Below are 12,357 nucleotides of genomic sequence, written 5' to 3' on the forward strand. Positions count from 1 at the left end.
GACAATGAAAAATATTATATATGCGTTTTTAATGACGGCCTTTTTAGCCGGTTGTGGCGATGATTACGTGACACTGTTGCCGTATGGAAAAACAATACCTGAGAATACAGATGATTTGGCGCAGATGCTAAATGTAACCAATGATATTAACTCTGGTGGGGGTAACTTTGGAAATCAATCAGATGATGTTGTGATACCTGAATTTTTGATACCCCGCTCATCGGTATCAACCATGAATGCTTATACCTGGCAGGATTATATGTACCAGGAAAATGAACAGGATGCGGATTGGGTTGACTATTACAAAACCATTTCACGAGCAAACTTTGTAATAGATAATCTTGATTCATACGAGGAAGGCACGATGTACGATATTGAAGATACTCGTGGTAGAGCTCATTTTATCAGGGCCAATGCATTCTTTTATTTGGTCAACGGCTATGCCAAACACTACAATGCGGGCACTGCGTCCTCAGATTTAGGTGTACCTGTACCACTTGCCATGGATATCAACGTGTTGACACCCCGCAGTACAGTGCAGGAAGTTTATGATCTGATTTTAAGTGATCTGGATGTAGCATTGGATGCCTTGCCTGATAATCCTAAGCATAGAACTTTCGCCGGCAAGGCTGCTGTTCATGGCTTATTGGGACGACTTTATCTTTATCAGGAGAACTATGAATTGTCAGCTGAGCATTCTAAGAAGTCGCTTGACTTTTATAGTACCTTAAAAGATTACAATGAAATTATGTATGCCGTTGACAATGGTGATGGAGACCCGGCAACAGGCAATTCAGCCATGGGGATTATTAATTTCGATAATAACAAACTTAGCAACCCTGAAAATATATATGTGAATGAGCAGGGGTGGTACCGCACAGAGCTGTATTTATCAAGCGAGCTGGTAGCTTTATTTGATCCGGCAACAGATATGCGTTACTGGTATTTTATGTCAGATGAAGATCCTTATGGTGCACCTGTGCCAGATGGTTATTACATAGCTACCAATGATGGTCAGCAGCCCTGGTCTGGTATTAAAACACCAGAGGTCTTGCTAAACTATTGTGAGGCATTGATGAAGCAGGCAACACCAAACAGTAACGAGGCTGTGTCGTACCTTAACATGCTGCGCGAAAAGCGCTATTATGCAGCCAGCTATTCTCCATATGTACATGTTGATGATGCAACAACCTTAGCAGAAATAATGATAGAGCGCAGAAAAGAACTGCGATTAACAGCTTGGCGCTGGTTTGATATGAAGCGCCTGGGTTTGTCACATTCACGGACGGTTAATGGTGAAACATTTACCATTTCAGCTTCATCGGATAATTACATGTGGGCAATTCCATTGAATGTAATTGCCATCAACCCACTGGAACAAAACCCACGTGGTTTATAGACTTTTGTACCTGACAGGTTATTGATACCTGTCAGGTATCACACTACAACTCTAAAAACTTTTTAAAATGAAGAAATTACTATGCTTTCTGTCGATTGCAGCTCTCTTTGCGTGCAGTCAGCCCAACCAGTTTACACTTAACGGAACCATTGAGGGTGTTGATAATGACCAATTAGTTATCGGAACCTTTTCCCGTCAGACAATGAGTTTCCAGGGCATGGATACGGTGCCTGTAATCAATGGTCAGTTTGAATATGCTTTGCCTGCTATTGAAACATCTTCTTATGCCTTTCAGTTGCTGGATACTGAGCTGAGTTTTGGCTGTATTCTTGAAAATGGTGAGCTTACATTAAGAGCAGATATTGCCAATGCTCAGAGGGGGTATATTCCTGAAATTGAATTATCCGGTTCTCCAAATCACGACCTTGTACAACGCTTTCATGCCATGAATACAACCGTGATGGAGCGTGAAGAGTTTACAGAGTGTAAAGCCGTATACGCTAAAATGATGGCCGCCTATGAAGAGAAGAATTATGAGGCTTATGAGGAGCTTAAAGAAGAGTATGGCCATATAAGCGAGGACCTGAAAAAGGAAGTATGGAAAGCGCAAAAGTCCCTTATGGAAGAAAATATTGACAAGTATTTCGTAACTCAGATATTTCCATTTATAAAGGGAGAAGCTACACTTGAGGAGATGCTGTCACTTTACGATGCTTTACCTGAATCATCGAAGCAAACACCAAATATTATTAGTGTTAAGGAAGATATTGATGCCAAAATGGCGATTCAGCCTGGTAAAGTGGCACCAGATTTTACCTTGCTCAATCAGAATGGAGAGGAATTTAGCTTGTCAAGCCTGAAGGGACAATATGTATTGATCGATTTCTGGGCCAGTTGGTGCAAGCCTTGTCGCGCTTCTTTTCCTCATTTGAAAGAGTTATATGCCAGGTATCACGATAAAGGCTTTGAGGTGGTAGGAGTGACCAACGATACAAATCATGATATGTGGAAAAATGCCATCAGGGAAGATCAAACACCATGGATACATGTTGCTGACGATTTTGAAGGGCATGGACCAGCGCGCGTTATCTCTGAATATGGGATGGACTTTTTGCCTTCCACTGTCTTCATTGATCCCAATGGAGTCATTATTGCCAAATTATTGCATGGTGATGAATTGGATAAGAAACTGGAAGAGATCTTTGGATTTTAATTGATCACCGATTGCATAGTAGCATGGTTAATGATCTCTGATAACTTTTTGACGAGAGAATAAGCCTCTGTCTCAGTTCTAAAAATAAAAAATACAAAATGAAGATACTATCCATCATAATAGGTCTCGCACTGATGTTAGGCTGCCAGGCGGGTAAAGCAGACGGCTATACTATAAAAGGAGAAATAGCAGGTTTAAAAGACGGCGCCATTACAATTGGCTATTATGATCATGCCAATCAAAAAGCCATTAATATTGATTCGATAAAGCTGGTGAACGGTTATTTTGAATTAACTGGCAGGCTTGATTCTCCGCTTGAAGTAAGGGCAATGATAACTCCGGGTAACTACTATTTCTCCATGTGGCTTGAGAATAGTGAAATAAGCATTAAAGCAGATCTTGCTAAAGCTAAAAAAGATGATTGGGGAGGTGCAGAATTACCTGTGGAGATATCTGGTTCTGTTATTCAGGATGAACAAAGCCGTTACAATGCAATGCTTAAACCAATTGAGGACGAATTGGAGCCATATGGTGAAGCTTATACCAAAGCCAACATGGCTTATATGAAAGGTTCAAGGAATAAAATTCCTGAGGAGGAACTGAAAGTATTAAAAGAAAAGGCACAAGCGGCTTACGATGCCATTAAACCATTTACTGCACGAATGAATGAAGTTTCAATCAAATACATGGATGATAACCCATCTTCATATATCACGGCAAGTATACTTAGCAGGCAAAAGAGCTACATGAAGTTGGATGAGGTGAAGCAAAGGTTTGAAGCATTTTCAGAGGAAATTAAAGAGAGCGTAATCGGACAAATTATCAAAGCTGAAATAGAAAAAAGTATGAAAGGTGCAGCCGGCAGCATAGCGGCATCATTCGTAAAAGAAGACATCAATGGTGAGCAATTAAGTCTGGAAGACTTCAAAGGGCAATATGTTTTGCTTGATTTCTGGGCATCATGGTGTAAACCATGCCGGGCAGGGAACCCTCACCTGATAAGCCTTTATAGGAAATACCACGATAAAGGCATAGAGTTTATCGGCATTGCCAGTGATGATGGTAATGAAGCTGCATGGCGCAAGGCCGTCAAAGAAGATGACATTGGTATATGGCGTCACGTACTAAATGGTGACAGGCGCAAAGGAGAAAGTATTGGTAATGACTATGCAGTGCATACTTTGCCAACAAAAATATTGCTTAACCCGGAAGGCCAAATCATTGGTCGTTTTGCCGCCGATGGCGATAATGATGAGGCAATGGATAAGCTGTTTGAGGAGCTGTTTGGAGAATGAAAGCCGGGTAAATCGGAGATAGAATTGGTGGATAAGTACTAATTATCCACAGATATAGTGAACTGATTGGAAAAGAATATCATCATGTAAATAATCTGTCTTGATACTTTGTCATGTATCTTGAAACTAAAATATACAACAATGAAAAAACTACTATTAGCCCTAACGGCAGTGATTATCTCAGTCAACCTTATGGCTCAGGGAATAGAATTTGAGCATGGTACCTTTGTTGAAGCATTAGCCAGGGCTAAAGCAGAAAACAAACTGGTGTTTATGGATTGCTATACCACCTGGTGTGGTCCATGTAAACAATTAGCCAGGGATATTTTTCCACAAAAGGAAGTGGGAGACCTTTTTAATAAGCAATTTGTCAATCTTAAGGTTGATATGGAAAAGGGCGAAGGTCCTGAACTGGCTGAAAAGTATGGGGTAAAAGCTTTTCCTACCCTTTTGTTTATGGACTCAGAAGGGAACGTATTGCATAAAGTCGTAGGAGGTACCGATGTGGCAGGATTGATAGAACACGCTGGCGTGGCCAAGGACCCATCAAAGCAGATTGGTACTATGCACAAGCGTTACGCCGATGGTGAACGCGATGTAGTGTTTTTGTCAGAATACATTCAGGCTTTGTATGGCGCCTACGAAAGGGAAAAGATGTTACCTGTCGGTCAGGAATTCATCGCCAATACACCAAAGGACCAGTTGGCCAACGTAAATGCCTTTACGGTTATCGGATACTCCAGTGCATTGGAATATGGCAGCGATACCTATCAATACATCATTGCCAATAAGGAGAAGTTTATTGCTGCTGAAGGTATTGGTCAGGAAAATTACGATGGTGTAATGGGGCAGTGTGTCAATGCACATCTGATGAAAAAAGCGGAAAGTACAAACTCTCTGGATGAGTTAATGAAGGAGATTGAAAAGGTGAAAGAAGAGTTTGATTCTCCGCAGTCGTCCATGATGGAAGGACGGATCATCAATACCTTCTACCTGTCGCACAAGCAGTATGATAATTGGTTTGATGCAAGTGTGAGGCAGGCTGAAGAAGCTGGAAAGCAAGATGCCCGTATGGGTGAGAGTATACTGATCCAAACAGCTTACCAGGTAAGTATGGACCCCCAGTTTGCTGAATCAGGTTTGTATCCCAAAGCTATTGATATGGTTGAAGGATTATTAAAAGAAGATGCTGAAAATTTAGCTGCTTATTACTGTTTGGCTTGTCTGTACAAGTGTGTGGGTAATAAGGAAAAAGCCTTAAGTAATGTCAATGCATTTATGACAAAGAATGTTGAAAAAGGCGGACAAAACGATGCCCGTGTGGAGCAACTGAAAAAAGATATTGAGTTGATGTAATAGTTATGATGAATGTTAAAAGCCACTTTCAAATGAGAGTGGCTTTTTTACACCCTCTTATTCACCACTTCATCGGCACTGCATATATAACTTCCTGTTTGATAACGTAAGATTTAAAATCTTTTAATTGCTGAGATACTTCCTCTTCACTATAGTGGCTTGACAAAACCGTTTGAACATCGTGAACGTGCCCTTTTACCAGTGGGTCAATTAAGTATATCAACTCAGCATCACCCTTTTTGTTGTTCACTACCTTAAAAAGACGGGAAGTAGCTTTAGAGTCCGGGAAATGTTTGTTAAAAGCCGGTAGGAATACATCTGTAGCCATTTCAGATAAAGCGTCTATTTTATCAGGTTTTACCTTTGTAACAACCAGGGCAATGGTGTCTTTCACTGAGGCTTTTGGTGGCATTGGTAAGGAGCTGTTCCAGATGTCTTTGGCAATTTTCCATTGCTCACCTTCTTTTTTCCAGATAACAACATATTTACCGTGATCAACCATCTCGTTATCCGGCGTGTAATACTTATAAATACCATGCTCCTGCGCTATATCACCATAGGCGATAGCTTCTTCAGTGATAAAATCCAGATGGCCCATTCCATAGTTAAAACCATCTACCCACATCTGTCTGGCAGACTCAATGCCCGTTAGTGCCTCGTTGTTAGATGGTAGAATAACCACGTCAGCTGTGTAATGCGCCGTTATTTTATCTACATCCTGGCTCTTGATCGCATCCATAATGGCCTGGTTTGCCATCTGAATGTCAGCTTTTACATCCTGCTGCACATGAGGCTGCGTACATGATGCTCCAAAAAAGATTACCAGCAGAATGATACCTGACAGTTTGCTGTAGGATAATTTTGTTTTCATGACAACGTTGTTTAATGATTACTGGCGAATTGAAACAGGAAGGAGATAATGCAAGGTAAAGTTCTATCAACTAATTGTCAACGAAGGGATTGAAATATATAAAAACTAAGATTAGGGGAGGAGAAGAAAAGGTGCCCTAAATGAAGTGAATTTCTCGCAAAGTCCGCAAAAGAAGCGATATGTAAAGTACACAAGAGTGGGAATGATGGCCCCATATGCTTTGCGACCTTTGAGCAATTCTTAGCGTCCTTAGCGAGAAACTTAAATGTTGAGGCTTTATACTAATACAATATTATTGGTCTTACATTCCTGACGCATCTCATCGGGCCATATGCTTGACTGGATTTCGCCAATATGGGCTTTCCTTAAGAAAAACATGCACAAGCGCGACTGACCTATTCCTCCACCTATTGATAAAGGAAGTTCGCCATCTATTAAACGTTTATGAAACAGTAGCTCTTTACGTTCAGAGCAATCTTCAATTTCCAGTTGTTTTTCCAGTGCGGCAGGACTAACACGGATACCCATTGATGATATTTCAAATGAGCGCTCCAGGACCGGATTCCAAACCAGTATATCACCATTTAAACCCTGATAACCTTTAGCAGTTTCAGTACTCCAGTCGTCATAGTCAGGAGCCCTGCCATCATGCTTTTCACCATTGGAAAGCTTACTGCCAATACCAATTACAAATACTGCTTTGTGTTTTTTTGCTATGGCGTCTTCACGTTCTTTAGGTGTTAGGTCAGGATATTGTGTGAGCAGGTCCTGGGCATGAATAAATGTCATTGTTTCAGGTAATATGGGTTTAATTTGAGGGTAACGCTCATAAACGACAAATTCGGTGCGCTTCATTACCTCGTATATTTTAGAAACGATGTACTTTAAATAATCCAGGTTGTAGTTTTCCTCTCCAATATGGCGTTCCCAGTCCCACTGGTCAACATACAAAGAGTGAATGTTACTTAATTCTTCGTCGGGACGAATGGCATTCATGTCGGTATATAAACCAAATCCTTTATCAATGTCATAGTCGGCCAACATCATACGCTTCCATTTTGCCAGAGAATGAACTACCTCAGCCTCCTGGTCCTTAAACTCTTTGATAGGAAATGAAACCGGTCTTTCGGTACCATTAAGGTCGTCGTTAATACCTGTGCCTTTCATAACAAATAATGGTGCGGTAACCCGGCGCAAACGTAGCTCGGCAGAAAGAGCCGTCTGAAAATGGTCTTTCACGGTTTTTATCGCATGTTCTGTTTGCTTTAGATCCAAAAGAGGATCATAGTTTTTAGGAATAAATAGTTTTGCCATAATTGCGTTGTTGTGATGATCTATTGTTTTATTGTTATGCAAAGTAACAAATTAAAATTAAAAAGCACCTAAAAGATGAAAAGTATCATACATTGATCATGCATGGTGTCAAAGTGAAAGTGTGGTATGGATGTTGCCTCACAACTGTAAGACACCGATGAGGTGAATCAGATTAAATTCTTACCTATTTGCTTAATTGGTTTTTACAGACACTATTTAGCGTTTATATTCATTTGTTTATAAAGGATTTCGTATTTTTAAGGAAATAACTTTTAACGATTAACCTAAAAAACTTTAAAATGGACTACTTTAAAAGAATATGTCTTGTAATTTCATTTGTTGCATCCGTTTTCCTTCTGTCATCCTGTTCTTCTGTTAAAGTTGTGACGGACATGGATAAAAATGTTGATTTTAGCCAGTATAAAACCTATAGTTTTTTGGGTTGGGAAAAAAATAGTGATCAGATTTTATCAGAGTTTGATAAGCAACGCATTAAAGATGCCTTTGCCAATGAATTTAAAGCCAGGGGACTTAAATTCGTAGAGGAAGGTGGCGATATGGACATTAGTTTATTTATTGTTGTTGACCAAAAGACAAGTACCACTGCCTATACCGATTACTATTCAACAGGCTATCGTGGATACCGTCGTTACAGAGGTGGCTGGGGCTATGGCTACGCAGAAACAACCTATTCGGAAACCGATTACCTCGAAGGAACCCTAATAATGGATGTGTTTGACGCGGGGGAGAAAGATCAGGTCTGGCAAGGGGTTGTCAAATCAACAATCACCGAAAATCCGCAAAAGCGTGAGAAAAACATACCACGAAACATTGGGGCATTGATGAGTAAGTTCCCTATTAAAAAGACAAAGTAAGATCTTCTTATAAAAAAGAGGCAGCTCAAATGAGCTGCCTTTTTTGATTAACTTTTTCCTGATGTTACGAGAATAAACCTTAGGTATCTTCGTACTGGTTCTGATTTTGAATAGAGGTTGCAGTCGTTCAATATCAGGGTGTATCATAACAGGCAACCTGTATCAGTATTATAAACCGAGATGAACTTAAAGCACAAACGATACCCCAAGAAAAGGTCCGTAAGCATTTACCTTGGTTTTCAGTTTGTTTTCTCCACTACCATCGGTGCGTTTGTATTTAAATGATCTGTAACCGGCTGTAACCAGTATAAGCCTTGAAACCTTAAACGAGTTGGCGTAGGTAAAGTCATATGAGAGATCTGAGGAGTTACCCAAACCAAAGCCGCCTATATCACCGGCAACAGACAAGAGTACCGATTTACTCAGGATGAAGCGGGCTTTCGCCCCCAACATTATGTCCCACCAGTCTTGTTTTTCGTTAATGGAGCCTTCAATGGGCAGGATATCAGAATGGAGTGCATAATCAACCTCAATGTTATTAGACCAGTATTTGGCACCGATATTGGCTTCTAGACTCCAGCCTGCGATCACTGCCTCCTCTTTGTAATCCACTTTGTTATAAATGAAATAACCGATCTTGGGATCTACGATCCATTGGTGTACGTTGGCATCAACTGTCAGCAGGTCACCTCCCATACCGGTTGCCAGGTGCGCGTAGGTCCAGTCAAGGCTGATGATGTAACGCTTGTATCGTACCGATGATGTCATTTGAAAACCAAAGTTGGTCAATGAAGAAAGGTCATTAAACGATTGACGCAAGGATTCACCACCAACATCAGTGGCATTTCCTGCTAACCATGCATAAGGCGAAATAACAAATTGCCAGTCTTTACTTTTGCTCACTTCCTGGAAATTCGAATCAGTGTTCTGTGCAACAAGCAGGATAGGCGCCAGGCCTATTAGAAGTATGACAAACAGAATACGGTTTTTCATCACGTTTTCAGATTTTTATGGTTAAGCTATCTGCCAATAGCCTTTAATAATAGGGAAGTAGGAGAGACTAATTGACAGATATAACTTTTTCTGTTTTTAGGTAGGTTTCATTTTTTATTAACAGTTTATTACTAATGAAAGTTTTAGAGGAAGTTTTACTTGAGTAATCCGTTAACTCCGATACGTATCAAGCATAAACGTTTAATTAATTAAGGACGAAATTTGTATGGTGTAAAGTTATTCCAGTACACTATTAATAATCTGTATAGTAATTCTGGATCATATGCAAAAGTTGGGTCTAATCTGAAAATGTTTAATTTTGTGGTAAATTAGAATTAAACTAAAGAGCTTATTAAGGAAGTTATCAGCTTTTTTCTATAAGCATAATACACCAGCTTGTATCTAAGATATTTCTTAGGCTGAAAGCCTAAAACATCACAACAAGGGGCAACGCCCCTTGCAAGATTAATCGATTAACTGTCAGGCTGTAAGTCTGAAACTATCGCCAATAATATTCAGGCTTATATTCCAAGTTATACTCCTTAAAAAACATCTCAAGCTCCTCTTGATAGGATAAATGCTTATGATGTTCTTTTGGGTTGATTATGATAATGATTATCCCATAGTTTATGGATAAGCGTATTATAAATGTTCCAGACCTACAGCCTGGATTGTCATTGTATATATGTGCTTGGGGCGTTGCCCCAAGTTTTGATGTATCAGGCTTTCAGCCTGACACGCAGCTATAATATTATTAGATTTTTCATTAACGGAGAAACTGAAATTTCAGTTAATCACCCTAAACCTAAAATAATAAAAACAGAAGCCAATTTAGAGGTGTGTCAGATGTGAAGTTTTTTCTTTACAGACTTTGTAAAATTTATGCCTGGACCCAGAATTTGGTTCTGATCCGTAATTCTAGGATTGGACAGGATTGGACAATCTTCCTTCGATGTTTGTTCGATGTTTGTTCGATGTTCGTTCGATGTTCCTTCGATATATATCGAAGAAATATTGACAATAATACGATTGAATAATTATGTAATTAAGAAGAAATATAAGAGTTAGTCCAATTAATCGCTTCATTCCAATAGGGTAGATTAATGGGAAAATTAATCACAAAAAAAGCCTGATAGTTAAACTATCAGGCTTTGACGTGGTACCCGAGGCGGGACTTATGTCGTCTCCACAACGCTTATATTTTCAATTAGTTATAACTGTCAAAAGTTAGTGGTCACCCGTTGGTCACTTTTGATATAATTGACTACAAACAAAGGTAAATAATATTATGGGTATTTGGTAATTGTATTTATTAGTTCGAGTGACATTAAAGAAATGCGATTTAAGATGCCTAATTATTTTCATTCTTCTGCCAATAGTCAGAGCTCCCTCCCAAAAGAGAAAATACATGGCGTATACCATGTTTGGTTCGCCTCTCTAAATCTTTCTGCCGTATAGTGTATCGCTCCTCCGTAAGAATGAGAAATAGAACTTTCGCTCAAGGCAAGGGCGACATGTTTGGTTGTCGTTTATCTACCCTTGCAGGAGAAGAAAGGGCTATTATTTTTTGAAGGAGGAGGGAGAAAAGATACGGTAGAAGTTTGATGTTTTCCCTTTCATTTTCTGAAAAATAATATTTATTTCTTTTCGTCTACTTTGTAAAAAATGACGTCCCAAATCAGAAAATCGTATAATTAGGATTGATTTGCATTGTTTTACTTATTGATTGGTAATAAGGGTGTTGGTAATTTAATGAGGAAGAAATACACTTTAAAACCACTAACATGAAAATCAAAGAAATTTTTGAAAGCTATGCTTTTTTATACATGCTTCAGCAAAGGTGTGAACGGCCATGGCTTGATGCAAAAGTGTTCGGCATAAACGCGCCAGAATCATTCCAACACATTTTCTTTCCCATCGCACTGTCCCGACAGCAAAAAGCTTGTTATCATTGCTTGGTGCAAAATACAAGCCCTTTGCTCTGTCTGCTCAAAATCTGTTTGAACTGATTATTCTTTCCATCGTTCGGGCTTTTTATTCCGCTTCCTTTTGTCAAACCATGCCCCTAAAAAAAGGGTGGCTTACGCATGTAAAAAAGACCCATTGTATGTAAAAATCGGATAGAGAAAACAATGTTAGAAATATCTCTTACGAAGTGGATGCAAGATGTGTTTTTGTGTACCTAAAAAACGATGAGTTGCTCTACGAGGTAAAAGTCTGAATTTACTTTAAGGCACACGAAACTATCAATTAATTATTGCATAATTACAGATTTCAATCTAGTGTAAATGTAAATTTGGACTATCTTTGAGATAAATATTAGTATCCAAAGGGGTATCAAGACTTATTAGATAAAATTGCGTTAGCTATTATTTGTGAAAATCGAAAACCGCTAATTTTCAAAATAACACTCACAGAATTAATGGCAGATACGCTCATGCTATGGCGTGGGATGTATTTGTTTGTGAGTGTGGGTATTTAGCGGTACCTCGATTTCGAATAATGCTCCCACGTTCTTTTTGTAATTATTCAAAGACTCAATCAAAAACACTAGCCATGAGTAAATATAACGCAGGAAGAGTAAAAAAATATGCATCTCTTATTGTTCCAATGTCATTTTGTGCAATTGGAGTTCCAAACACCAACTGTCCGTTTAAAAGGTTTTGGGGTGAAAAGTTAATCGACAAGAAAGTTGAATTAATCAATCAGTTTAGTGTTGATGAATTGAATTCACTAAAAGCTTATCATGAGTGTTGTATCAGAATAAATACAAATATTGGAGTTACAAACTTGGAGCAAGTATATAAATGCACTATTCCCATACTCATCTTTTTTAACCCATGTTTGTGATTTAATAATATTATAAAACTACCTTTTGATGAAATGTTTTCTCCATCGATAAATAATCTACGCTATCATTGAGAGTCTCATAAAGTGGTTTTATTAATGTGTTTCACAGTTTGACGTTTTGTGTGAAGGTAACGAACCCAAAACTAGTATTTTCAATTATTCACATTTTTTGTCTACAAAATCTAACAGTA

9 protein-coding genes are annotated in these 12,357 nt (G+C 38.9%); 6 read left to right on the plus strand and 3 right to left on the minus strand.

Annotated elements, in window-relative coordinates:
- Positions 1-4: 4 nt before the first annotated feature.
- The 4 genes from ACRD69_RS13510 (at position 5) to ACRD69_RS13525 (ending at position 5,263) form a co-directional block, all read left to right on the plus strand.
- Complete coding sequence (locus ACRD69_RS13510) at positions 5-1,399, plus strand: RagB/SusD family nutrient uptake outer membrane protein (RefSeq protein ID WP_430815629.1); 1,395 nt, start codon at positions 5-7, stop codon at positions 1,397-1,399.
- 67 nt (positions 1,400-1,466) lie between these two features.
- Complete coding sequence (locus ACRD69_RS13515; RefSeq protein ID WP_430815630.1) at positions 1,467-2,612, plus strand: redoxin domain-containing protein; 1,146 nt, start codon at positions 1,467-1,469, stop codon at positions 2,610-2,612.
- Between the two features lie 98 nt (positions 2,613-2,710).
- Positions 2,711-3,907, plus strand: coding sequence for a redoxin domain-containing protein (locus ACRD69_RS13520; protein WP_430815631.1), 1,197 nt, complete (start codon positions 2,711-2,713; stop codon positions 3,905-3,907).
- 141 nt (positions 3,908-4,048) lie between these two features.
- On the plus strand, positions 4,049-5,263 hold the full coding sequence (locus tag ACRD69_RS13525; RefSeq protein WP_430815632.1) for a thioredoxin fold domain-containing protein: 1,215 nt from the start codon (positions 4,049-4,051) through the stop codon (positions 5,261-5,263).
- Between the two features lie 61 nt (positions 5,264-5,324).
- On the opposite strand, the gene ACRD69_RS13530 is transcribed toward ACRD69_RS13525, so the two are convergent.
- Together ACRD69_RS13530 and asnA are read right to left on the minus strand one after the other, a co-directional pair.
- Positions 5,325-6,134, minus strand: coding sequence for a YybH family protein (locus ACRD69_RS13530; protein WP_430815633.1), 810 nt, complete (start codon positions 6,132-6,134; stop codon positions 5,325-5,327).
- Positions 6,135-6,410: 276 nt separating this feature from the next.
- Complete coding sequence (gene asnA / locus ACRD69_RS13535; protein ID WP_430815634.1) at positions 6,411-7,448, minus strand: aspartate--ammonia ligase; 1,038 nt, start codon at positions 7,446-7,448, stop codon at positions 6,411-6,413.
- 299 nt (positions 7,449-7,747) lie between these two features.
- Between asnA and ACRD69_RS13540 the strand changes: the two genes are divergently transcribed.
- A complete protein-coding gene (locus ACRD69_RS13540) occupies positions 7,748-8,323 on the plus strand; it encodes a DUF4136 domain-containing protein (RefSeq protein ID WP_430815635.1) in 576 nt (191 codons plus the stop codon).
- 186 nt (positions 8,324-8,509) lie between these two features.
- Here the strand turns inward: ACRD69_RS13540 and ACRD69_RS13545 are convergent, their stop codons facing one another.
- Complete coding sequence (locus ACRD69_RS13545; RefSeq protein WP_430815636.1) at positions 8,510-9,316, minus strand: hypothetical protein; 807 nt, start codon at positions 9,314-9,316, stop codon at positions 8,510-8,512.
- Between the two features lie 2,556 nt (positions 9,317-11,872).
- On the opposite strand from ACRD69_RS13545, the gene ACRD69_RS13550 reads away from it, so the two are divergent.
- Positions 11,873-12,166 (plus strand): hypothetical protein, encoded by a 294-nt coding sequence (locus ACRD69_RS13550; protein WP_430815637.1) that lies wholly within the window; start codon positions 11,873-11,875, stop codon positions 12,164-12,166.
- The last annotated feature ends 191 nt before the right edge of the window (positions 12,167-12,357 follow it).

The organism is Carboxylicivirga agarovorans (assembly GCF_050589845.1).
In the GTDB taxonomy this organism is placed as follows: Bacteria; Bacteroidota; Bacteroidia; order Bacteroidales; family Marinilabiliaceae; genus Carboxylicivirga; species Carboxylicivirga agarovorans.